This is a genomic window from Mycobacterium sp., from assembly GCF_965277065.1.
Classification (GTDB): Bacteria; Actinomycetota; Actinomycetes; order Mycobacteriales; family Mycobacteriaceae; genus Mycobacterium.
In genome coordinates, this window is sequence record NZ_CBDIBT010000016.1 from 213,350 (window position 1) to 235,777 (window position 22,428).

Consider the following 22,428-nt stretch of genomic DNA (forward strand, 5'->3'; position numbering starts at 1 on the left):
CTACTATAACGCTCCGATCACGGCAGCGCGCAACGCGTGGGAAGCCTGGCTAACCAATGGGCGGTGTGATCTCTAAACCCACGTGAACCTTGTCGATTCCACCCCGCACGACCGAGTGCACGTAGAACCACGGGGCGTGGTACCAATACCGCTTCAGGACCGCGTTGTAGACGCGGCGGGTCTCCGATTTCGGCAACACCAGCGCGATGCCCTCGACGTCGTCGCTCTTGCGTTTGCCCAGTGACCCGCTCTTGGCGATGGTCACCCGTGGGGTGTTTTTGATCCGCTTGGTTTTCCACGATCCGTCGTCGGTGATCACCAGCAGCTTGCCGTCCTCGGGCACACCCCAGATCGCGGTCGGCTTCGGGCGACCGTCCTTGGTAAAGGTGGTCAGCAGCAGGTACTTGGACTTGATGACGTCGGCAAAGGTTGTGGCCACGCCCTATTTATAGCTAAAAATGAACGATCCGCCGAATGCGTGACGTTGCTGCGGACTCGGCTTACTGTGTGCACAGACGAAGGACAAGCGCAGATGACCATCGACGACGAGTCCGTCACGACTCTCGAAGACCTCCGGGGCGACCTCGCGCTCCGGTATAGATGGACACCCAGCGGGGGCACCACGGTGGACCCGGCAGTCGTCGACGCCGACGCCGCGGCGCTGGACCGCGACGGCTACCTGATCTGGGAGAACCTGCTCACCCCCGAGCAGTGCAGCCAGATCCGCGACGAAGTCAGACCCTGGCTCGGGCACACCGGACGCAACACCTTCGAGGGACGACGTACCCAGCGCATCTACAGCGTGCTGAGCCGGACCCGGTTGTGTAACCCGGTGGTCGAGCACCCACGGGTGCTGGCCGCACTGGATCGCCTGCTGATGCCGAACTACCTGCTCTCGGCGCTGCAGGCGATCAACATTCAGCCCGGCGAGACCGCGCAACTGGCCCACCACGACGACGGCTTCTACCCGGTCCCCCGCCCCCGGGACCCGTTGGCCGCCGCCACGATCTGGGCGATCGACGACTTCACCGCCGACAACGGCGCGACGGTGCTCTATCCGGGCAGCCATCGCTGGGGTAAGCGGCGGCCGGGGCCGGACGACGAGGCGGTGCCGGTGGTGATGCCGGCCGGCTCGTGCGTGTTCTTCGTCGGCACGCTCTGGCACGGCGGCGGGGCCAACACCACCGACACCGACCGGTTGGCCGTTACCGCGCAGTACTGCCAGCCGTGGCTGCGGCCGATGGAGGCGTTCACGCTGTCGGTGTCGCGCGACATCGCCCGCACGGTGTCGGACGACGTTCGCCGCATGCTGGGCTACAGCATTCACCCGCCGTTCGTCGGCGCGGTCGACGGTCTGCACCCGCTGCGACTGCTGGAAGACCAGTAGCGCGCGCCGCTCACCGGGGGATGGCAACATTCCCTCCATGACGAGACGCAGCTTCGCCCGCGGCATTGCCATCGCGCCGCTCCTGGTCTTGACCTCCGCGCACGCGCCCGCAGTGACGCCAGTCGCCTCGGCGGACGGCTGCCCGGACGCCGAAGTGGTGTTTGCGCGCGGCACCGGCGAGCCGGTCGGTCCCGGCGGACCGGGCCAGGCGTTCTTCGACTCGCTCACCAATCAACTGCCTGGCAAGGCGATCACCCTCTATCCGCTCGACTACCCGTCGACCACCGACTACATCAGCAGCGCCAAGACCGGTGCCGCCACCGAGGTCGCGCACGTGCAGGCCACCGCCGCGAACTGCCCGAAGACCAAGATCGTCATCGGCGGATACTCGCAGGGCGCCGGTGTCGCCGACCTGACCAGCCACCAGCTGTCCCCCCAGGTCGCCAATCATGTTGCGGCCGTTGCCCTCTTCGGAAATCCGCAGAGCAACTACGCAAAAGGTTTGGCGGACAACCAGGTTCCGCCACTGGATCCCGCTTGGGCATCGAAGACAATCGACATCTGCCTACCCAACGACAACATCTGCGCCGAGGGCGGCAACATCATCGCGCACCTGGGATATGTCCCAGACGCGACGAACCAGGCCGCGACCTTCGTGGCGGGCAGGCTCTAACGCTTGCGGTCCGTATCTTTGCTCGGCTGAACACGTTTCGGCTCGCCGGGCATCTTCGGATAGTTCGGCGGGTACGGCAGGTCGCCGAGCCCGTTCTCCTCGTCGGCCGCGACCATCTCCAGTAGCGACTCGATCGACTGGTCGACCGAATCGATCTCGGCCCACGGGTCGTCACGGTTGGCCACCAGCTCGGCCGCTGTCGCGATGGTGTAGTCGTCGGGATTGGCGCCGGCCAGATCGGCCCATGTCAACGGCATCGACACCGTCGCAATCTGGGTGCGCCGCACCGAATACGCCGACGCGAAGGTGCGGTCGCGGGCGTTCTGGTTGAAGTCGATGAAGATCCGCTTGCCGCGTTCTTCCTTCCACCAGGACGTCGTCACCGCATCGGGGACGCGGCGCTCGACCTCTCGCGCCAGCGCGATGCCGGCGCGGCGCACTTGGATGAAGTCCCAGTCGGGCTTGATCCGCACGAAGACGTGGACGCCGCGACCGCCGGAGGTCTTGGGATAGCCGACCAGACCGAGTTCGTCGAGCAGCGGCCGCAGGACGTCGACGGCCACCGTGCGCGCTTCGTCGAAACCGGTACCCGGCTGCGGGTCCAGGTCGACGCGCAACTCGTCGGGGTGCTCGGCGTCCGGGCATCGGACCTGCCACGGATGCAACGTGATGGTGCCCATCTGCGCCGCCCAGACGATCGCGGCCGGGTGGGTCACCCGCAGCGCGTCGGCGGTCCGGCCGGACGGGAAGGTGATCCGGCACGTCTCGAGGTAGTCAGGATGGTGCTGCGGGATTCGCTTCTGGTAGATCTCCTCCCCGTCGACGCCGTCGGGAAATCGCTGCAGATGCGTCGGCCGGTCTTTCAACGACGCCAGCATGGGACCGGCGGCGACGGCCCGGTAGTAGTCGACGAGTCGTCGCTTGGTGCCGCCGGACCCCAGCTTCGGGAAGTAGATCTTGTCCGGGTTGGTCAGCCGGACCGCGATCCCGTCGACGTCGATTTCCTCCGCTGGGGATGCCATCTCCCGATTGCAGCACACGACGCGCGCACAATGTGGGGATGGAGTTGCCTGTTATGCCGCCGGTTTCGCCAATGCTGGCCAAATCGGTGACGTCGATCCCGCCGGACGCGTCGTACGAACCCAAGTGGGACGGGTTCAGGTCGATCCTTTTCCGCGACGGCCAGCAGGTGGAGGTCGGCAGCCGCAACGAGAAGCCGATGACCCGGTACTTCCCCGAACTGGTCGCGGCAGCCGCGGCCGAGTTGCCGAAGCGCTGCGTGATCGACGGTGAGATCGTCATCGCCACCGATCACGGCCTGGACTTCGAGGCGCTGCAGCAGCGCATCCACCCGGCAGATTCGCGCGTGCGGATGCTAGCCGAGAAGACCCCGGCGTCGTTCATCGCCTTCGACCTGCTGGCTCTCGGCGACGAAGACTACACCCGCCGGCCGTTCTCCGAGCGCCGTGCGGCGTTGGTCGACGCGCTCGACGGCGTGGGCCCGTCGTTTCACGTCACACCCGCGACAACGGATCCCGACACCGCGCAGCGCTGGTTCGACGAGTTCGAGGGCGCCGGCCTGGACGGCGTCATCGCCAAGCCGCTGAGCATCACCTATCAGCCGGACAAACGCATCATGTTCAAGATCAAGCATCAGCGCACCGCCGACTGCGTGGTGGCCGGTTACCGCGTGCACAAGTCCGGTGCCGACGCGATCGGCTCGCTGCTGCTCGGGCTGTACAAGGACGACGGAACCCTGGCGTCGGTCGGCGTGATCGGGGCGTTCCCGATGGCCGAACGGCGGCGGCTTTTCACCGAATTACAGCCGCTGGTAACGACTTTCGACCGTCACCCGTGGAATTGGGCGGCGCACGAAGCGGGCGAGCGAACGCCGCGCAAGAACGAGTTCTCCCGTTGGAACGCCGGCAAGGATCTGTCGTTCGTGCCGATGCGGCCCGAGCAGGTGGTCGAAGTGCGCTACGACCACATGGAAGGTGAGCGGTTCCGCCACACCGCGCAGTTCAATCGCTGGCGGCCAGACCGCGAGCCCGCGTCGTGCACCTACGCGCAACTCGAAAAACCGCTCAACTTCGGGCTGGGCGACATCATCCCCGGGCTTACCAGGAAAGACGAAAGCTAATGCACGATCGCTATTGGCTCTGCGGGGGTGTCTTCTTCACCAGCCCGCAAGGGCGAGATCCCCGTCGACGGTGCCGGGTTGGCAGCCACCATAGGTGATGGTGCAGTCCACCTCGCCGCGGTCGGTGATTCATTGGTGTCCGGCGCGACTGTTCGGTGGGCGCGGCGGACCAGGGATTCGGACTCCTTTACAAGCATGCTTTCCCTGCCCAGTCGGATCCAGCCGTGCCCGGCGAAGTCGCCGCGGCGTGCGTCGACTCGGGGGCGGGCTAAACCGTGGGTGCGGGTGGCTGTGAAGTGTCTGGGACTATTGCCGACGGCCTACCAGCTGAACGCAAGCTGAGATAACCTGAGCGAAGCCTTAGAGCGGCCTGGGGGGTCCACCTGTGCTTCGGTTGTGAAAGACGGCAATCACAACACCACCTGTGGGTGACAACCCACAGCATGAGCGATCCAAATAGCAGGGGGAATCTCAGTGAGCAACACATCATGTCGTCGCTTGACCCTGGCTGCCGGCGCCATCTTGGCCGGAGCGGTCATTCCGATTACCGCGGCGGCCAGCGCGTGGGCCGACGGCCTCACCGAAACGGAGGACTTCGGCCAACTGGTAGGCCAAGGTCTCAACTATTACGAGGCCTACGAGGTCGTGCAAGCCGAAAGCAGCGGCCTGCCGGTTGAGGTGTCCTACGACGGGCAAGTGGTGGTCGAAGACAATGAGCCCACCGACCCGCTGCTCGGTGCGTTTGCCGAGTCGGGCACCGGCAATGACGTCGCGGCCGCCATCGCCACCAACAGCCCCGCCATTGAGAACCAGACCATCGCTGACTCCACCCTCGGCAGCAACGACACCGCCTTCGCCGACGGCGGCGGCAGCTATGCCCTGGCCGGCGACGAGGTCCCCACCAGCGTCAGCAACAACGACACCGCCACCGCCATCGGCACCTACTCCTTCGCCTATGCCACCGCCGGCAGCAATGACAACGGCACCGACATCGGGAGCAACAGCTTTGCTGTCGCCACGGGCAACTATGACACTGTCTACGACGTGGGCTCTGGCGTCGGAAACGGCGCCAACGATGTCACCGCCGGCGGCGATGACGACTTTGTAATCGGCTTAGGCAACGGCCTTCCCAACACCGATGTCGTCAACACCGGGGTCTTCGACATCGTCACGCCGCAGTCCGGGGAGTCCGGCGCCGCTTCCGCCGCAGCCGACTCCACCGATCCGGTCGTTCCTGTGGACGGGGGAGCTTCAGCCGTCCTGAACGGCGACACCATAGTCCTTAACCCGTACCCCTCAGAGATCATCACCACCATCACCAACCCGCTGGACACGCAGGTCATCAGCGACCAAGGATTCGTTCTTGACCCCCCTGGCGTAAGCGGTCCTTACGACGGCGAATACTTCCAAGGCACTGTCAACGACACCACGTTCAGCTTCGGGCCCACCGACCAGTACATCGACGTCACCTTCAGTGACGCAAACCTCCCCCCAGCCCCGGGCTCCATCATCAACGTCCTCAACTACGGCGGCGGATTCGAAAACGCCTACGCCAGCATCGAAGGCTCCGCACCCGCGGACGAAATCATCACACCCTTCGGCAACTTCGCCGTCCCCACCGGCATCGTCGAATTCCTCGGACCCGATTTCTTCATCCCGTCAGTCGAGACCATGACATCGTCTGCGGCCAGCGCCGTCGATCCCACGGCATTGACCGACGCGCTCGACCCGTCGTCGGCTACCGGCGTCGCCGACCTTTCGTCGTTGCTGGCCTTGTTTTAAGTCACAACCGTTGCGGGCGCGGCGATTAGCGCTGCGCCATCGTCGTCGAAACCGGGGACCTTGGTCCAGTTCATCCGTGGATGCTCACTTAGCGAAGCCGGCTTATAGAAAGCGGTTCGCGACGCGCCATACCCCGTCCGTCTCCTCCGTGGCGCTGTCGTGGGTGAGCAGCCAGTGCCCGCCCTGGTCGACTAACACAATCGGCCTGGGGCGTCTGCCTTGGCGTAAACCCCCGTTGGTTTCCACCATGGCCCTGGCGAAGTTGTTGGGTGCGGGTTCGATGTCGGTCACAGCGAAGGGGAGCGGCAGCAGCCCGACCGCGTTCATCCGGTTCAGATGATTGTCGATTGTCCCGGCTTCCTCGGGGGTGAATGCCGGCGTGACGATCTCGCCCTTGTTCGCGGCGGGGATGTTCGGGTCGGTTAGTTCGGCTTCGATGGCGACCACTTCATCAGTGGTCGGGACGGCGGCCGCATGGGCTGTTGCGGGTGCGGCGATCAGCGCCGCCGCCATTGCGGTGCCTGTCGCAATGACAGAAAAATTCATGGAGCGTCACCCGGCGGCGGTGGGGAGTCGTCATCCGGTGGTAGCGGTAGGTCTAAGTCTTGGAACCACTTCGTATTCAAGCAGTGCGAAGGGGGTACGTAAGTCGGATCGCGGCGAGAATGAATTGCGGCATTCCGGCACGCGTGCGGACCAATTCCGCCACCAATCGCATAGGCCGGTGCAGCGGTCATGACTGTTGCTGGTGCGGCCACGACCGTCAGGGATGCGGCGAGCATCATTGCTGCGGCGACGGCCTTCATGCTCAAACGTTAGCTGTGCTGCCTGTCAACGATCTGAGTGATCGCATGCGGTAAGCACATCTCACGCGCAGCCAGATAAAGCGAGAACGAGGGAGATCAATCCGCTCAGGGGATCGCCCGTGGAACGCCACGAAAGCCACGGTTGTAGGCGTTGTACCAAAACCTATCCAATGTGGGCATTGCGGTGTCGTGGGTGATCAGCCAATGCCCGCCCTGGTTAACCAACACGATGGGTCCGGGCGGGTTGTATTTGTAAAACGATCCCGGGGTGCCTACGGTAGCTCCCGCCAAATTGTTGGGTGCGGGCTGGATGTTGGACACGACGATGTTAAAAGGCAGCAACCCAGCCGTGTTGATTCGGTTCAGATGATCGTCGATGATCCCGGCTTCCTCGGGGGTGAACCCGGGGGTGACCACGTCTGTTTTGCTTGTGGCGGGCCGGGCTGGGTCGAACAGCTTGGTAATGACGGCGTCCACTTGATCGACGGTGGGCACTGGTCCGGTGCAAGGCTCTTGTCCGGGGTCGCCGCAATCCGCGTGGGCAGTTGCGGGGACAGCCAGTGACGCGGCAAGCAGCAACGCAGCAGCGGCGATTTTCATGCACGTAATTTAGCGTTGGTTGCTGTCAACAATCTGAGCCGCAGCTATCGTCTGAGACCGCCGCTATCACTTGAAAAAAGCATGATCGCGGGAAGTGCTTCACATCTTGTTCAGAAACATCACTGCGCTGTCGGTGGTGATCAGCCAATGCCCGCCCTGTTTGACCATCACGATCGGCTCAGGGGGTATGGAGGGGTGGGTCCAGTTCATCCGTGGTTGCTCACTAATACTAATGGCCGACAAAGTATGTACGGTTCGCGGCCCGCCAGAACACGTCCAACTCGTCCATAGCGGCGTCGTGGGTGATCAGCCAGCGCCCACCCTGATCGACCAGCACTATCGGTCTGGGGTAAGTGGCTTGGGTTTCCAGGGTGGCCCCAGCAAGGTTGTTGGGTGCGGGTTGAATGTTGGTCACGACGAAGTTGAGAGGCAATACCCGGCCTTTCGCCCGCATCCGGTTCAGATGATCATCGATTGTTCCGGCTTCGTCTGGGCTGAATCCAGGGGTGACGATATTGGCCTTTTTCGCAGCCGGAATATCCGGGTCGGTCAGGCCAGCTAGACGGCGACCACTTCATCGACGGTGGGAACAGGTCCGGTGCAGGGGTCTTGTGCGGGGTCGCCGCAGTCTGCGTAAGCCGTTGCGGGCGAAGCAATTAGCGTCGCCGCCAGCGTTGTCGCGACCGAGAGCTTGGTCCTATTCATCGGTAATTGCTCACTAGGGGACTACTACAGCCAAATGGCGGGTCGCGGCGCGCCAGAACTCGTCCATCTCGGCCACGGCGGAGTCGTGGGTGATTAGCCAGTGCCCGCCCTGATCGACCAGCACGATGGGCTCGGCGGCAGCGTGTTGACGAGGAGTTCCTACCGTGGCCACAGTAGCTCCGGCGAAATTGTTGGGTGCGGGCTGGATGTCGGTTACGACGAAGTTGAGGGGCAACTGCTTCCCGTTCATCCGGTTCAGATGATTTTCGATTGTTCCAGCTTCGTCGGGGCTGAATCCGGGAGTGACGATGTTGGTCTTATTTGCAGCGGGAATGTCCGGGTCAGTCAGGCCAGCCAGGACGGCAACCACCTGATCGACGGTAGGGACGGGACCGGTGCAAGGTGGTTGGTCGGGATCACCGCAGTCCGCGTAAGCCGTTGCGGGCGAAGCGATTAACGCCGCCGCCAGCGTTGTCGCGACGGGAAGCTTGGTCCAGTTCATCCGTTGTTGCTCACTTTGCATATACGCGGTTCGCGGCCTTCCAGAACGCGTCCAACTCGTTCATAGCGGTGTCGTGGGTGATCAGCCAGTGCCCACCCTGATCGACCAGCACTATCGATCTGGCGTGTGTGCCTTGGTGAAACCCCCCGTTGGTTTCCAGGGTGGCACCGGCCAGGTTGTTGGGTGCGGGTTGGATGTTAGTCACGACGAAGGGCAGGGGCAGCACCCCGAACGCATTCATCCGGTTCAAATGATCATCGATTGTTCCGGCTTCGTCGGGGCTGAATCCGGGGTAACGATGTTGGTTTTGTTCGCAGCGGGTACGTCCGGATCGGTTAGTCCGGCGAGGACGGCGACGACCTGATCGGTGGTGGGGACGGGGCCTGTGCAAGGGGGCTGATCGGGGTCACCGCAGTCCGCGTAAGCCGTTGCGGGCGAAGCGATTAGCGCCGCCGCAATTGCGTTGACTGTCGCGAGGACAGAACGATTCATGGAGCATCACCTGGCGGCGGCGGGGTATCACCTGGCGGCAGGGGCGGGGCATCACCGGGTGGCGGTGGCGGAGCATCACTCGGTGGTAATAATCCCTGAAAAAATCGGGAGTTCAGACATCGTTCTAGGGGCACGTAATCCGGATCGCGTCGGTAATGGCGGGCTTCTCTTTTGCACTTCGGAACTACAACCGGTTGGATATCGGGTTGGGCTGACACCCACCCGGCGCTGACAAGACGACCCGGCAGCGCGGGACCGACGATCAGCACTGCACCAGCAAGCGCAGCCATGCCGACCGCGACGGCAGTTACTACACGTGGGGTCCGCAGCCACGTCGACGGCGAGGCAATCGTAGTCATTCGCGGCCGCCCTCCCTCGGTCTGCTGGAAAGATAGCTTTTCTGTCTGTTAGCGGCCTGACAGCTACCTAAAAGTTGGAAGCGAATAAGACGTTGGAAGCGTTGACCGTTAGCCTGCGGGGTTGATCACAATCACCGAGCCGAGGCCAGAGGTGGCTCCGCCGTCCAGGTTGGTGGCGTATAAGTCGCCGTTGGCGGGGTCGTACGCGATGCCTTCCAGATCCCCGCCGACTCCTCCCGGGCCGTCGTCGACGGGGATGGTGTAGTCGATGGTGTTGGTGTCGGGGTTGACCACGGCCACATCGCCGAGGCCCGTGCCGGTGATGTAGAGGTCGCCGTTGGTTGGGTCGACCGCGATCCCCTCGTTGATTGTGCTGCCGATGCCGAGGAACTTGTCGATGACGGTGTCAGTGTTCGGGTCGATCACCGCCACGCCGCTCTTGATTTCGGTGATGTAGAGGTCGCCGTTGGCGGGGTCGTACGCGATCGCGCTTGGAGCGCTGACGATGGAGCCGATGGTGCCGGTGACGGTGTTGGTGTCTGGGTCGATGACCGATATGCCGCCGCCAGCTTCGTTGGCGACGTAGAAGTTGCCGTTGGCGGGGTCGTAGGCAATCCCTTCGGGATCTTCGTCGACGGAGATGGTATCGGCAATTGCGTTGGTGTGCGGGTCGACGTCTATGACCCGATACACAGCGCCGAGCAGAACTTCATCGACAACCCAGCGGATCAATCGTTCATTAACTCCATCAATTCGCTTGACCCGCACCAGCTTCTGATCGGCAACGGCGCCGATGGTCTGGATGGCGGAACGTTGGCTGAGGCCACCGGTGGTGATGGTGGGTTGATCTTCGGCGACGGTGGCAACGGAGCCACCGATGCCGCCGGCGTGGGCGGTGACCGCGGGGCGGCGTACGACGGTGACGGCGGTGACGGCGGCGCGGGCGCTGGCGGAAATCCCCCACCCGGTGGAGACACCTTTCTCGGTATCCCTGGAAACGGCGGGGCAGGCGGTGACACCGCCCTTTGGTATTGCCGGAAATGGCGGAGCTGGCGGCGATGCCAACATCCCAGGCGGAACGACAATCACCCGTGGAACTGGGCCGCTCACGAGGCCGGTGGACGCACACCCGTAAGAACGAGTTCTCCCGCTGGAACGCAAGGAAAGATCTGTCGTTCGTGCCGTTGCGGCCCGAGCGGGTGGTCGAAGTCCGCTACGACCACATGGAGGGTGAGCGGTTCCGCCACACCGCTCAGTTCAACCGGTGGCGCCGGGACCGGGAGCCGGCGTCGTGCACCTATGCGCAGCTCGACAGCCCCGTCACGTTCAGCCTTGGCGATATCGTTTTGGGCCTTGGCTCGTCGGGGAACACCGCGTGACATGAGTGACGAAAAGAGCTTCAACGAACGCAACATCGAGGAATTCCGGTCCAACCACGGCAGGGTCGGCGGTCAATTCGAGGGCGCGCCGCTGGTGATTTTGCACTCCGTCGGCGCCCGCAGCGGCGATCCGCGGACGAACATCATGATGTACCGGCCGGACGGCCAGAGATATCTGATTTTCGCTTCGAAGGCCGGCGCGGATGACAACCCCGCCTGGTACTGGAACCTGAAAGCCAATCCGGACGCCCGCATCGAAGTCGGCGACGAGATCGTCGACGTTCACGCCGCCGAATTGGACCGCGCCGAACGCGACCATAAGTACGCGGAGCAAGCTGAGGAGTATCCGGGCTTCGCCGACTACGAGAGCAAGACCTCGCGGGTGATCCCGGTTGTCGCGCTCACGCCGACCGGTCCCGCGAGGCCACGCGAATGAAGGTGCTTGCGACCGGGGCCACCGGAACATACGCCCATCACGTCGTCGCTGCCCTGACGGCACAGGGAGTCGAAGTCCGCGGCGCGGTTCGCGACCCAGACAAGACCGACGACGCACGCCAGGCAGGCGCGGCCGAAACGGTCGGCTTGGATCTGACCGACACCGGCAGCGTCGCCGATGCCCTGCGCGGCGTGGACGGGGTCTTCTTGATCACTCCGGCTTTCCACCCGGACGCCACCACGATGGCACTCAACGTCGTCACGGCCGCCGCGGACGCCGGTGTCGGCAAGATCGTTTACAACGGCGTCTACCACCCGTCGCTGAGCCTGCCCAACCACGCGGGAACACGGCCGATCGAGGAGGCGCTCTACGCGTCCGACTTGGACTTCACCATCTTGCAGCCGGCGATGTATGTGCAGGCACTCGCGGAGACCTATCAAGACGCGCTGCAAACCGGAGCCGTGGTAGCGCCGTGGTCCATGCACTCGAAGATGACCTACGTCGACTACCGCGATGTCGCCGAAGTTGCGGCACTGGCGTTCACAGATCCCCGCTTGGCACGTGGAACATTCGAGTTGGCCGCCGGCGGCATGGTCGACCGCACCGAAATCGCCGAGATGATGAGCGGCGTTGCCGGACGTAAGCTAGAGGCCGCGGACATCGACGAAGTGCCTCCGGGTCCCGACGGTCTCGCCGTTATGTTTGCAGATTACGACCGGGTCGGCTTTCATGGCGGCAATTCCATTGTCCTGCAGGCCATTCTGCAGCGTTCCCCGCGCTCGGTCGCCGATTTCATCGCCGAACTCGGCCGGCCGCCCGACTAGATCGCGACGTCCAGGGAGGCCATCCCGCGCAGGGTGACGTTCGGCTTGTAGATCGGATCGCCGATCAGCCGTGCATCGGGGAAGCGGGCCGTCACCGCCGTCAACGCAACCGACGCCTCCAGCCGGGCCAGGGGCGCGCCCAGGCAGTAGTGCAGTCCGCGCCCGAAAGACAAGTGCCGGAACGCTTTTCGGTCGGGGTTGAACGTCGCCGGCTGGTCGAACTCGTCCGCGTCATGCTGGGCTGCGGCCAGCAGCAGCAGCATGGTCTCGCCCTCGGCCACAGCGGTGTTCCCAATTGTGATGTCCTCAGCGGCAATTCGGGCCACCAGATGCACCGGCGGGTCGTAACGCAGCGTCTCCTCGATGACGGCCGAGGCGCGTTGCGGGTCGGCGGCCAGCGCGGACCACTGCGCCGGGGCACGCAACATCGCCAGTATCGCGTTGGCGACCAGGTTCACGGTGGTCTCGTGACCGGCGATCAGCAACAGGCTGCACGTCGACACGATCTCGTCTTCGGCCAGTTGATCACCAGATTCCTCGACCGCGATCAGCCGTGACATCAGGTCGTCGCTGGGATGCGCACGGCGCTGGCCGATCAGCTCGTGCAGGTAGTTGCGCAGCCACTGGCCGGCCGCGATCCGCTGATCCATGCCCTCCATCGGTTCGCCGGTGGCCGCGAAGAAGGGGTCGAGGGCCTGCGCCAGCAGCGCCGAGGCGCGGCTGAACTCCGCCTCGTCCTCGATCGGCACGCCGAGCAACCGGCAGATGACCGTCACCGGCAGCGGATGGGCCAGGTCGTCGATGACGTCGCACCGGCCGCGTTCGGCCACGCGGCGCAGCATCCCGTCGACCAGTTCGGTGATGTGCGGCGCCAACTCGTTGACCACCTTGGGCACGAACGCCTTGCTGACCAGTCGGCGCAGCCGGGTGTGATCGGGCGGGTCGAGAAACAGGAACATCGGCGGCCCCTGCGGTCGCGTGTTCACGCCCTCGGCGGCCAGCTTTTGGACCATCGCCGACTTCTGTCGATCGACCGACGACGCCGGATGCCGCAGCGCCTCGTCGCAGTCGCGGAACGACGAGAAGATGGTGACATTGCCGTCCGGCATCCGCATGGGCCCGCGACTGCGGAACTGCTCGTACACCGCATACGGGTTGGCCCGGTTTGCCGGGTCCAGCAATTGCAGCAGGAGCTCCTGCGGCCCGGCGACACCGGTGGCAGACATATGTGCATTGTGCAGGTGTCAGAGAAATCGCAGATGGCTACGGTCGCGAAACGACGCCCGCGCACATCCACGCAGGTGTGGTTAGGTTCCTTCTGTGAACAAGGGCGTGTGTGCCGCCGCGGCGGCGCTGATGATCGCTGGCTGCGCCGACAAGGCCGCCACACCGCCGCTCGGAGTGCTGCCGCCAGGGACGGCGTTGCTCTCCGTCGACGGCAAAGACGTCGGCAAAACCTATTCGGTGCGCTGCCAGACGATCGACTGGATGACCCGCATCCACACCGGCATCGACAACTCCGGCGCGAACGCGGTGGTGTCCAACGCCGGCAAGCTGCAGGTCGAGTTCGTCCGCCTGCACGATCTCGACGGCTTCACCGGCTCTTACGAGCACGAACTACAGGGTGAGGCCAAGGTCGCCATGACCGGAACGACCTACCAGATCATCGGCGCCGCAATGGGTTTCAACAAGTCAGAGCCGACCCGACTGAAAGCCGAGACTTTCACCATCAAGGTGTCGTGCTGACGCTTCACCCAGCCAGGAAGGCGACGATGTATCCGGCGAGCTCTTCGCCTGCGTCCTCTTGGAGGAAGTGGCCCGCGTCGCCCACCACCGGGTGAGTGATGCCCTGCGCGCCCGTCATCTCGCGCTGCAGGATCGGCGCCATCCCACCGGTGATCGGGTCGCCGTCGCTGAATGCGACCAGCATCGGCGTCGAACTCGCGCACAGCGTTGCCCAGGCGGAGCGGTTGGCGGGCGCCGCCGGATCCTCGGGTGACGTCGGCACCAGCCCCGGCATGGCGCGCGCCCCGGCGCAATAGGTGTCGTCGGGAAATGGTGCGTCGTAGGCCGCGCGGACCTCGTCGCTCATCGGACGGCGGCAGCCGCCCTGCACGAACCGGCCGACGTCGATGTTCGGCGCGGTCTGGATCGCCTGCCGGAACTGCCACCAGATCTCCGGCATCGGGATGTCACCGGTAGGCAAGCCGGTGTTCGCGACGACCAGACGGGCGAACCGTTCGGGGTGTTCGGCGGCCAGCCGCAGCCCGATCAAGCCGCCCCAGTCCTGTCCGACCAGCGTCACCCGTTGTAGATCCAGCTTGTCGAACACCAGCTCGCGCACCCACTCGACGTGTCGTGCGTAGCTGTGGTCCTCGACGCGGGTCGGCTTGTCCGAGCGGCCGAAGCCGACCAGGTCCGGGCAGATCACGCGATGCCCGGCTGCGGCCAGCACCGGGATCATCCTCCGGTACAGGTACGACCACGATGGCTCGCCATGCAGCATCAGCACAGGGTCGGCCTCGGCCGGGCCGTCTTGCACCCAGGCCATCCGCAGCGAGTTGCCTTCGCCGTCGGAAACATCGGAATAGTGTGCGGCATAAGGGAATTCAGGCAGTTCAGCGAATTGGGCGTCAGGTGTGCGCAGCCTCTGCATGAGTGTGAACATACGCCAGGCCGCTCAGCCCTCTCGCAGACCGGCCATGCCTGGGTCGGCCATCAGCTGATCGAGCAGGGCGAGCTGGCCTTTCAGCAGCTTGACCCTGGCCTGCGCGACCGGAAACCACTCGACCCGGTCGACTTCCGGGAAGGATCGCATTTGGCCTGAGCCCCTTGGCCATTCGAGCTCGAAGGTGTTGCTGCGCGCATCGGCCGGGTCGAGGTCGCCCGGTACGGCGAACGCGGTGACGACTTTGCCGCCGGCTTGTTTGACCGGGGTTAGGTCCATCCGCGGACCGGCGGGTGGCGGCGACCCGACCTCTTCTTCGAATTCACGCTGCGCGGCGGCCCAGGGGTCGTCACTTTGGGCATATTCGCCCTTCGGAATCGACCAGGCACCGTCATCTTTGCGCGCCCAGAACGGCCCACCGGGATGCGCGATCAGGACCTCGACCACACGAGAGCGCACCCGGTACAGCAGCAGGCCCGCACTGAGCTTGGACGCCGGAGTCAGAGCCACATCGACGGGTTCCTCCTCATCGCGCTGCGCGCTGCATCGTCGCCGATCAAACTCCGACCGAGCGTTCCAGATCCTTGAGTGAGGTTTCCAGGTGACCGAGCAGCCGCTGCAGGTGCGGAACACTTCTCCGGCAGCCGACCAGACCGAAGTCGATGTGGTCGGCGTTGTTGACCATGGTGATGTTCAGCGCCTGCCCGTCCAGCGCGATCGACAGCGGGTAGTTACCGTCTAGTCGGGCGCCGTTCCAGTACATCGGCTGGGTCGGCCCCGGCACGTTGGAGATGACGATGTTGAACGCGGGCGGCGCTGCCGAGGCGAAACCGGGCAACGCGGACAGTCCCATCGGCGCGATCAGTGCTGCGGACAGCGCATAGGCCTGCAGCCGCGGCAATTCGGCGAACACCTTCTTATTGCCGCGCATCGATGCGCTGATCGTTTCCAACCGCTTCGCCGGGTCGTCCACGTCGGTGGCCAGGTTGCACAGCAGCGCGCCGACCTGGTTGCCGCCGCTGTCGGCGTCGGCGTCGGAGCGCATGCTCACCGGCACCATCGCGATCAGCGGGGTGTCAGGCAACGCATGCTCGTCCTGCAGGTAATGGCGTAGCGCCCCGGAACACATTGCCAAGATCACGTCGTTGAAGCTCACCCCGGCGGCGGCCTTGATGCTCTTGAGCCGATCGACGCCCCACGACTGCGCGGCCACCCGTCGCGCGCCGCCGATCGGCACGTTGAACATGGTGCGCGGCGCCGCGAACGGCAACGTCAGTTGCTGCTCCACCAGCGCGGCGCGAGCCAGTGACCACGTCGAGGGGCCATATGCCGCAATAGATCCCGCCAGTTGAGACAGGCCGGGCCGCTTCGATTTCTCGGCTTCCTTCTGGCGCCGTGGCAGGTCCCAGATCGCTTGCAGGTCGGTGTTCTCGGGGTCTGTCGACAACGTCCGCTGCATGAGCCGCAACGCCGAGACACCGTCGATCAACGAGTGGTGGAACTTGCTGTAGAGGGCGAACCGGCCGTCGCTCAAGCCCTCGACGAAGTGGGCTTCCCAGAGGGGGCGGTGTCGGTCCAGCAGACCGCTGTGCCACCGCGAGGTCAGCTCCAACAGCTCGCGGACCCGGCCCGGCGTCGGCAGTGCTGAGCGCCGCACGTGATAGTCGATATCGACGTCACCGGGGTCGTCGTAGGTCCATGCGACGTTGGGGATTGCGCCGAACGTCCAGGCCGGGTGCTTGCGGAAGGTGGGCTGAAAGTCGCGATTGGCGACGAGCGCATCGCGGATTTCTCGGGCGAACTCCGGCCCCGCGCCCTCCGGCGGCTGGAAAAGCTGCAATCCGCCGACGTGCATCGGGTGCTCGCGCGATTCGATCGACAAAAAGACCGAGTCGAGCGGACTCATTAACTCCATCAGTTCATCTAAGGCGCTGCCGTCAACCGGGGCGGACGAATCCGCGAATCAACTGGTGAACAATCCGCCGAGCGATCCGACGAGTCCGAGAACCGGATCGAGCAGGTCCGGTTGGATGCCGGTGAGATCCAACAGGTTCTGGATCCCGGTGCCGATCGGTGCTTCCACGTCGATAAATGCGGTGAACGGGTTGACGTCGGTGTTGAGCTCGGTGACCAGCTGGTCGTAAGGAACCCCGATGGTCTGCTGCGACCACGCTTCGGCCTCGGTGAAGAACGTTTCCAGCTGGTCGAACCCGGGCAGCTGCGCGCCGACGAGTTCGAGGGCGTTGTTGGCGCCCTGGACGACGCCGTCGGTGAATTCGAGGGTGAACGTCGCCGGGTCCAGGGTGGGGATCAGCTCGGCGGGAGTCGGGTCACCGAATGGGATGGACCGGTCGTAGCCGGCCTCGACGACGACCTGCAGTGCCGGCTGGAAGATATTGAGCACGGGTTCGGGCACGCCCAGGCTGCGCAGCGGGTCGAGCAGCGGCAGGTCGGTGGTGGGGATGAAGTAGAACGTGGTGTCGCCGTCGATCTGCTTGACGACATCCGTTGAGCCGAGCAGATATTCGTTGACGTAGGGCCCAGACAGTGGGTCCGACGGTGGCCAGATCGCCGGGACGGGGTAGGGCAGCGGGCCGTCTCCGTAGCCCGCGTGCTGGTAGATGAAACCCAGCACGGCGTTGAGGTCGGCCATCACATTGATCGGATATTGCGGGAAGTCGGCGTTGCCGTCGTATTGGTTGGCGATGTCGATGGTGGTGATGCCGGCGTCGGTGGACTCGGCGCCGTTGAAGTCGAAGCCCGTCGCGCCCGGGATGACGAGCCCGGCGAAGCGCTCCAGGAAGCCGCCGTCGGGACGGTTGCCGGAGCCGAGCAGCAGGAAGGTGACGTCGGGCGGGGGATCGCCTGTCGCGATCAGGTCGAGCTTTTCGTCGATCGCGATCTGCGCGCTCTGCGAAAAGCCTTCGATGAGGTAGGGCTGGCCGGCGGGCTGCTGGTCCATGATGGCCTGCAGATTCGCCAGGCCGACCGGAATCGACGTGCTCGCAGCCGATTCCGGCGTGGGGACCAGCACCGGCGTGTAGTTCTGGCGGGTCGCCGGATCGACGTAGTCGGTGACGATGGTGTCTTGCCAGAAGGCGCTGGGCGTCGGCATCGCCGTGCCGCCCATCATCAGCGCGTCCAACGGGTCCCCGTCGGCCCGTGCGGTCGCGGCGGAGAACATCAAAGCGACTGCGGCCGATGCAAGCAGCGCACCGACGTACTCTGCACGCCTCACCGCGACCACTGTGCCGCAACGGCGGCGAATTTGGGGAGAATTCCCCGCGCTTCGCCCCTGGCCACCGACGCAAAATTCCTACCATGGAGCAAATCTCGCGGTTGGTCGCGGCGGTGTCGGTGTCGGGTGGCCTCGCCTTGACCGGGCTCGGCCTCAGCGCCGAGTTCGGTGGGACATGCAGGTGTGCCATCACTACTTCGTCACCAGGACGGGAACCGGCAACGTCCCGATGGTCGACCGTGGCGGGAATCCGATCGACAGCGGGGTGGCGCGGATTTACAACGAGATAACCCAATCACGCTAATCCGATACGCCACTCGGTCCTAAGCTCATGGGATGCGCGACCGGGAGGCGATCGACTCCGAGTTACGCCGCGTGGCATCCGAGCTCCGCTCGATCCGCGAGCGTGGTGGGCGGCCGTCCAGTCAACAAGTCGACGCGCTGCTCGACGAACGCCTGGGGCACCCCGTCGAGGTGCTGTGCGACACCGCTTTTCTCGATGAGATCCTGGCGCCGTTCACCGAAACCGTCGAGCGTCCGCGTCGGCGCCGCCGGGGTCGGGTGCTGCATTTCGCGTTTCGTGCCGCGGTCCCACTGTCGGTGCTCGCGATCGCCGCGATGCTGGCGGTGATGTTCACCATGCACCGGCATCATCCGCCGGCCGAGCCGACGGCGACCCCGGTAGCCGATGAGCAGCCCAACCTGGCCGCTCCTTCGCCATTTGTCCCGCAGGCCGCCGCTGCCCCGTCCCCGACCGACATCGCCGAGAAGGCGATGGTCGACGCTTTGCAGAATGAGGGGGTGCCGGTGCCCAGCCGTGACTACGCCAGCACGCAGGGGCATGCGGTGTGCGACTTCCTCGGGCGGGAGCCCAACCTCGTCGACGCGACGCAATTCGTGCAGCGCTCGACGATCTGGGACAACCAACAGAGTGCCGACTTCGCCGCGGCCGCCGTCGTCACCTACTGCCCGCAGTTCGAATCGACGACCAACGCCCAGATGCAGCAGACGATGCAGAAGTCGATGAGTAACCTGCAGGCCATAGAGGGTGATCTACAGGGCATCAATCACGATCTGCAGGGCATCAGCGACGGCCTGCACGGCGGAGCGTGAGCAGGCACAACTCAGCGGTGGCGCAAGGCGGTCACCCATCCGGGTCGCATGGTTTTGCACCGCCGGTCACGATGCACCCGGGAAGAACATCGGGACCGCAATGATCACGATTGCAATATTCCCGCGGACCCGGAGGTGACGCTGGCGGGGGAGGCGGTCCTGCTTGGTCGGGAGTGCAGGTGTGCAAGAAGAACCAGGCTGCGTCCATATGGCAGGCACTGGCTGCGGGCGCGACGGCCACCGACGTGCCGGCCGCCAATGCCGCTGCGCCCACGGCCAAAGCCAAACGCTTCATGCTTCGTCCGTTAGTGAGGATTCAACTGCTGTCGGCATGCGCGAACTTCAGCCAACGCGCTGGCTATTCTTTACGGATACGTGAACATCGCCGTTTATCGGCATGGCCATGCAGATGCTGAACACTGAAATGCGGCCTTGACCTGCGGAAGCAGGCTCAGAACTTTGGCGGTGGCGGAGGGATTTGAACCCTCGGACGGGGGTTACCCGTCACACGCTTTCGAGGCGTGCTCCTTAGGCCGCTCGGACACGCCACCGCCGCCGAGCCTACCCAACGGAGGCCCGGCTATCCCAATCGCTGGCGGGTGAAGAAGGTCTCCAGCACCTCGGCGCACTCCGCGGCCAGCACGCCACCCCGCACACCGGGCCGGTGGTTGAGCCGGCGATCGCGCACCACGTCCCACAGCGAACCCACCGCGCCGGTCTTGGGCTCCCATGCCCCGAACACCACCCGGCCGACCCGCGCCATCACCAGCGCCCCCGCGCACATCGTGCAGGGCTCGAGGGTCACCGCCAGCGTCGCGCCTTCCAGCCGCCAGCCGTCGCCCAGCACGCGGGCGGCCTCGCGGATGGCCAGGATCTCGGCGTGTGCGGTCGGATCGCCCAGTGCCTCGCGCGCGTTGACCGCGCGCGCGAGCTCGGTTCCGTCCGCCGCGACGACGATGGCGCCCACCGGCACGTCACGGGAATCCGCCGTCGCGGCGACCGCCAGCGCCGCGCGGATCAGGTCTTCGTCCAAACTCACCGACCGGCCTTATGGCGGCGACCCGCTGCGCCCGGCTCCACCGCGCTTGCGATCACCGACCGGCCTCATGGCGGCGACCCGCTGCGCCCGGCTCCGCCGCGCTTGCGATCACCGACCGGCCTTATGGCGGCGACCCGCTGCGCCCGGCTCCGCCGCGCTTGCGATCACCGACCGAGCTTGTCGAGCACCGACGACAGTTCATCGGCGAAGCCCATCTCGCGGGCAATGCGGCCCAGCTGCTCATCGGCGTAGAGGTCGGTCTCGTCCAAGATCACGCTGAGCACTGCCTCGGGCAGCCCCACGTCGGACAGCAACCCGAGGTCACCCTCTGCGAACGGGTCGGCGTCTTCAAGATCATCCGCCTCGATGTCCGCGTCCAAGTTGTCCAGCACTTCTTCGGCGATGTCATAGTCCAGGGCCGCGGTCGCATCCGAAAGCAGCAGCCGGGTTCCCGACGGTGCCGGCCGCACGATCACGAAAAAATCGTCATCGACGTCGAGAAGGCCGAAAACGGCGCCGGCACTGCGCAACTCGCGCAGTTCGGTCTCGGCCGCGGACAAACTGACCAAGACCTTCGGCCCCATCGCCGAGCAACGCCATTTGCCGTCCTCGCGCACGACCGCCACACCGAATCCGTCCGGAGTACCGGCCTGTGCAGACGCCCGCTGTGCTCCCATGGGCGCCTACGCTAGTCGCGCAGAAGCCGGTTGACCAGCAAATGGGTGCCGGTTCCGGTGCTATAGCACGGTGGTTTTTCACACGGATATGCCAACCTTGGTGGGTGGCTCATCCTGTTTCGAAGACCCCGGTATGCGTGCTGGGCCTGGGCCTGATCGGCGGCTCGCTGCTGCGTGCCGCCGCCGAAGCCGGTCGCGAAGCCTTCGGCTACAACCGCTCGGTTGAAGGGGCCCAGGCGGCCCGCTTCGACGGATTCGACGCCATCACCGATCTGAACACCGCGCTCAGCCGGGCTGCCGACGTCGGCGCGCTGATCGTGCTGGCAGTGCCGATGCCGGCGTTGCCGATCCTGCTGAGCCACATCAGCCAGTCCGCCGCAGACTGCGCGCTCACCGACGTCACCAGCGTCAAGAGCGCCGTGCTCGACGCGGTCACCGCCGCAGGCCTGCAGGCGCGCTTCGTCGGCGGCCACCCGATGACGGGCACCGCGCATTCCGGCTGGGAGGCGGGGCATGCGCGTCTGTTCGCCGGCGCCCCCTGGGTGATCAGCGTGGACGACCACGTGGATCCCGCAGTGTGGTCGACGGTGCTGCAGTTGGCGCTCGATTGCGGTTCGGTCGTGGTGCCGGCCCGATCCGATGAACACGACGCAGCCGCGGCGGCGATCTCACATCTGCCGCACCTGCTCGCCGAGGCCCTGGCGATCACCGCCGGCGAGGTGCCGCTGGCTTTCGCTCTGGCCGCTGGCTCGTTCCGGGACGGCACCCGGGTGGCCGGAAGCGCGCCGGATCTGGTGCGGGCCATGTGCGAAGCGAACGCGAGTCAGTTACTGCCGCGGGTGGACCGGGCCATCGAATTGCTCACCGAGGCCCGAAAGTCACTGGCGCACAATGATTCTGTGGCAAGTATAGTCGAAGGTGGGCATGCCGCCCGCGCCCGCTACGACAGCTTCCCCCGGCCGGAGATTGTCGGGGTGTTCGTCGGCGCCGAGAACTGGCGGGCCGAGCTGGCGGCCGCCGGACGTGCCGGCGGGGTGATCAGATCCGCGCTGCCAAGCCTGGGTAATCCACGATGAACCCGTCGGCGTCGACGGTCAGCGTGGTGTCTGACGTCGGCGAGTGCACCTTCATCCCGTCGCCGATGCTGCTGTAGCTGATCGCCGCGGAGACCACGCTCATATCCGGCAGGTTCACGTAGACCGTGGGCACCGTGATCGACTCGGCGTGCTCGTTGAGGCCGACCCGGCGGATTGGCAGCGTGTTGAAGAACGGGCTGTAAACCACGTCGACATCCAGTGCGCCTTCGTAGGCCGCTCGCGAGTCGCCCTGATGATTGGTGATCAGCCACATGTTCTCGTCATCACGGGCGACGACGAGCTGCCGTTCCCGCTCGGCCAGGGTGACGGTCATGCCGAGCCGCTTGGTCGCGCCGGTTTCATCGGTCAGCAGGTCGTAGTAGGCGGCGAAGGCCGGATTGGTGTCGGTCTCGGCGGCCACGATTCGCCCGTTGGCCTTGATTCGCTTGCCGGACAACTGCACCCGCACCGACTCCATCCGCCGGGAATCCTGTGAACGCCAGGTCAGCATCGTTGACCGCGCACTGTTCGT

At 65.1% G+C, this 22,428-nt stretch carries 25 protein-coding genes, 1 tRNA gene and 1 pseudogene; 10 read left to right on the forward strand and 17 right to left on the reverse strand.

What is annotated here, in order from left to right; translation table 11 throughout:
• Window positions 1-49: 49 nt before the first annotated feature.
• Complete coding sequence (locus ACQY5A_RS06810) at window positions 50-439, reverse strand: PPOX class F420-dependent oxidoreductase (RefSeq protein WP_428339620.1); 390 nt, start codon at window positions 437-439, stop codon at window positions 50-52.
• 93 nt (window positions 440-532) lie between these two features.
• Here ACQY5A_RS06810 and ACQY5A_RS06815 point away from each other — a divergent pair, with 93 nt between their 5' ends.
• Together ACQY5A_RS06815 and ACQY5A_RS06820 are read left to right on the forward strand one after the other, a co-directional pair.
• Window positions 533-1,387 (forward strand): phytanoyl-CoA dioxygenase family protein, encoded by an 855-nt coding sequence (locus ACQY5A_RS06815; protein ID WP_428339621.1) that lies wholly within the window; start codon window positions 533-535, stop codon window positions 1,385-1,387.
• A gap of 37 nt (window positions 1,388-1,424) precedes the next feature.
• Window positions 1,425-2,060, forward strand: coding sequence for a cutinase family protein (locus ACQY5A_RS06820; RefSeq protein ID WP_428339622.1), 636 nt, complete (start codon window positions 1,425-1,427; stop codon window positions 2,058-2,060).
• On the opposite strand, the gene ligD is transcribed toward ACQY5A_RS06820, so the two are convergent.
• Window positions 2,057-3,082 carry a non-homologous end-joining DNA ligase gene (ligD, locus tag ACQY5A_RS06825; protein ID WP_428339623.1) on the reverse strand — a complete coding sequence of 342 codons (1,026 nt, stop codon included), beginning with the start codon at window positions 3,080-3,082 and terminating at the stop codon, window positions 2,057-2,059. The two genes, ACQY5A_RS06820 and ligD, sit on opposite strands and share 4 nt — an antisense overlap.
• 38 nt (window positions 3,083-3,120) lie before the next feature.
• Between ligD and ACQY5A_RS06830 the strand changes: the two genes are divergently transcribed.
• A complete protein-coding gene (locus ACQY5A_RS06830) occupies window positions 3,121-4,200 on the forward strand; it encodes an ATP-dependent DNA ligase (RefSeq protein ID WP_428339624.1) in 1,080 nt (359 codons plus the stop codon).
• Window positions 4,201-4,698: 498 nt separating this feature from the next.
• A complete protein-coding gene (locus tag ACQY5A_RS06835; RefSeq protein WP_428339626.1) occupies window positions 4,699-5,982 on the forward strand; it encodes a hypothetical protein in 1,284 nt (427 codons plus the stop codon).
• A 102-nt stretch (window positions 5,983-6,084) separates the two neighbouring features.
• Here ACQY5A_RS06835 and ACQY5A_RS06840 read toward each other — a convergent pair whose 3' ends face one another.
• From ACQY5A_RS06840 to ACQY5A_RS06865, 6 genes are all read right to left on the reverse strand, one after another.
• The gene (locus tag ACQY5A_RS06840) at window positions 6,085-6,495 is read right to left on the reverse strand and encodes a hypothetical protein (RefSeq protein WP_428339627.1); all 411 of its coding nucleotides are present in this window, start codon (window positions 6,493-6,495) and stop codon (window positions 6,085-6,087) included.
• A gap of 398 nt (window positions 6,496-6,893) precedes the next feature.
• Window positions 6,894-7,388 (reverse strand): hypothetical protein, encoded by a 495-nt coding sequence (locus tag ACQY5A_RS06845; protein ID WP_428339628.1) that lies wholly within the window; start codon window positions 7,386-7,388, stop codon window positions 6,894-6,896.
• Window positions 7,389-7,617: 229 nt separating this feature from the next.
• Entirely contained in the window at window positions 7,618-7,803 is a 186-nt protein-coding gene (locus ACQY5A_RS06850; protein ID WP_428339629.1) for a hypothetical protein, read from the reverse strand.
• A 303-nt stretch (window positions 7,804-8,106) separates the two neighbouring features.
• Window positions 8,107-8,595 carry a hypothetical protein gene (locus ACQY5A_RS06855; protein ID WP_428339630.1) on the reverse strand — a complete coding sequence of 163 codons (489 nt, stop codon included), beginning with the start codon at window positions 8,593-8,595 and terminating at the stop codon, window positions 8,107-8,109.
• A 10-nt stretch (window positions 8,596-8,605) separates the two neighbouring features.
• Window positions 8,606-8,836, reverse strand: a complete 231-nt coding sequence (locus ACQY5A_RS06860; protein ID WP_428339631.1) for a hypothetical protein — start codon at window positions 8,834-8,836, stop codon at window positions 8,606-8,608.
• 718 nt (window positions 8,837-9,554) lie between these two features.
• Window positions 9,555-10,514 (reverse strand): YncE family protein, encoded by a 960-nt coding sequence (locus ACQY5A_RS06865; protein WP_428339947.1) that lies wholly within the window; start codon window positions 10,512-10,514, stop codon window positions 9,555-9,557.
• A gap of 12 nt (window positions 10,515-10,526) precedes the next feature.
• Between ACQY5A_RS06865 and ligC the strand changes: the two are divergent.
• The 3 genes and pseudogenes from ligC to ACQY5A_RS06880 form a co-directional block, all read left to right on the forward strand.
• A pseudogene (gene ligC, locus ACQY5A_RS06870) lies at window positions 10,527-10,825 on the forward strand (ATP-dependent DNA ligase); the annotation flags it as partial.
• 1 nt (window position 10,826) lies between these two features.
• Complete coding sequence (locus ACQY5A_RS06875) at window positions 10,827-11,261, forward strand: nitroreductase family deazaflavin-dependent oxidoreductase (RefSeq protein WP_428339632.1); 435 nt, start codon at window positions 10,827-10,829, stop codon at window positions 11,259-11,261.
• Window positions 11,258-12,085: an SDR family oxidoreductase gene (locus tag ACQY5A_RS06880; RefSeq protein ID WP_428339633.1), complete on the forward strand. Its 828-nt coding sequence runs from the start codon at window positions 11,258-11,260 to the stop codon at window positions 12,083-12,085. The genes ACQY5A_RS06875 and ACQY5A_RS06880 overlap by 4 nt, the downstream gene beginning before the upstream one ends.
• Here ACQY5A_RS06880 and ACQY5A_RS06885 read toward each other — a convergent pair.
• Window positions 12,082-13,311, reverse strand: coding sequence for a cytochrome P450 (locus tag ACQY5A_RS06885; RefSeq protein WP_428339634.1), 1,230 nt, complete (start codon window positions 13,309-13,311; stop codon window positions 12,082-12,084). The two genes, ACQY5A_RS06880 and ACQY5A_RS06885, sit on opposite strands and share 4 nt — an antisense overlap.
• Window positions 13,312-13,405: 94 nt before the next feature.
• Between ACQY5A_RS06885 and ACQY5A_RS06890 the strand changes: the two genes are divergently transcribed.
• Window positions 13,406-13,831: a lipoprotein LpqH gene (locus ACQY5A_RS06890; protein WP_428339635.1), complete on the forward strand. Its 426-nt coding sequence runs from the start codon at window positions 13,406-13,408 to the stop codon at window positions 13,829-13,831.
• A 4-nt stretch (window positions 13,832-13,835) separates the two neighbouring features.
• Here the strand turns inward: ACQY5A_RS06890 and ACQY5A_RS06895 are convergent, their stop codons facing one another.
• From ACQY5A_RS06895 to ACQY5A_RS06910, 4 genes are read right to left on the reverse strand one after another with little or no spacing between them, the layout of a single operon-like run.
• Window positions 13,836-14,741 carry a haloalkane dehalogenase gene (locus ACQY5A_RS06895; RefSeq protein ID WP_428339636.1) on the reverse strand — a complete coding sequence of 302 codons (906 nt, stop codon included), beginning with the start codon at window positions 14,739-14,741 and terminating at the stop codon, window positions 13,836-13,838.
• A 24-nt stretch (window positions 14,742-14,765) separates the two neighbouring features.
• Window positions 14,766-15,257: an NUDIX domain-containing protein gene (locus ACQY5A_RS06900; protein ID WP_428339930.1), complete on the reverse strand. Its 492-nt coding sequence runs from the start codon at window positions 15,255-15,257 to the stop codon at window positions 14,766-14,768.
• Window positions 15,258-15,309: 52 nt separating this feature from the next.
• Window positions 15,310-16,668 (reverse strand): WS/DGAT/MGAT family O-acyltransferase, encoded by a 1,359-nt coding sequence (locus ACQY5A_RS06905; RefSeq protein ID WP_428339637.1) that lies wholly within the window; start codon window positions 16,666-16,668, stop codon window positions 15,310-15,312.
• Window positions 16,669-16,716: 48 nt separating this feature from the next.
• Window positions 16,717-17,991 carry a PE-PPE domain-containing protein gene (locus ACQY5A_RS06910; protein WP_428339638.1) on the reverse strand — a complete coding sequence of 425 codons (1,275 nt, stop codon included), beginning with the start codon at window positions 17,989-17,991 and terminating at the stop codon, window positions 16,717-16,719.
• A gap of 336 nt (window positions 17,992-18,327) precedes the next feature.
• On the opposite strand from ACQY5A_RS06910, the gene ACQY5A_RS06915 reads away from it, so the two are divergent.
• Window positions 18,328-19,104, forward strand: a complete 777-nt coding sequence (locus tag ACQY5A_RS06915; protein ID WP_428339639.1) for a DUF732 domain-containing protein — start codon at window positions 18,328-18,330, stop codon at window positions 19,102-19,104.
• 460 nt (window positions 19,105-19,564) lie between these two features.
• On the opposite strand, the gene ACQY5A_RS06920 is transcribed toward ACQY5A_RS06915, so the two are convergent.
• The 3 genes from ACQY5A_RS06920 to ACQY5A_RS06930 all read right to left on the reverse strand — a co-directional run bounded on the left by ACQY5A_RS06920 (window position 19,565) and on the right by ACQY5A_RS06930 (window position 20,820).
• Window positions 19,565-19,655 (reverse strand) — tRNA-Ser (locus tag ACQY5A_RS06920).
• Between the two features lie 29 nt (window positions 19,656-19,684).
• Window positions 19,685-20,143, reverse strand: a complete 459-nt coding sequence (locus ACQY5A_RS06925; protein WP_428339640.1) for a nucleoside deaminase — start codon at window positions 20,141-20,143, stop codon at window positions 19,685-19,687.
• Between the two features lie 164 nt (window positions 20,144-20,307).
• The gene (locus tag ACQY5A_RS06930) at window positions 20,308-20,820 is read right to left on the reverse strand and encodes a tRNA adenosine deaminase-associated protein (protein WP_428339641.1); all 513 of its coding nucleotides are present in this window, start codon (window positions 20,818-20,820) and stop codon (window positions 20,308-20,310) included.
• Window positions 20,821-20,957: 137 nt separating this feature from the next.
• Between ACQY5A_RS06930 and ACQY5A_RS06935 the strand changes: the two genes are divergently transcribed.
• Entirely contained in the window at window positions 20,958-21,896 is a 939-nt protein-coding gene (locus ACQY5A_RS06935) for a prephenate dehydrogenase (protein WP_428339931.1), read from the forward strand.
• Here ACQY5A_RS06935 and ACQY5A_RS06940 read toward each other — a convergent pair.
• Entirely contained in the window at window positions 21,859-22,407 is a 549-nt protein-coding gene (locus ACQY5A_RS06940) for a putative glycolipid-binding domain-containing protein (protein ID WP_428339932.1), read from the reverse strand. The two genes, ACQY5A_RS06935 and ACQY5A_RS06940, sit on opposite strands and share 38 nt — an antisense overlap.
• Between the last annotated feature and the right edge of the window lie 21 nt (window positions 22,408-22,428).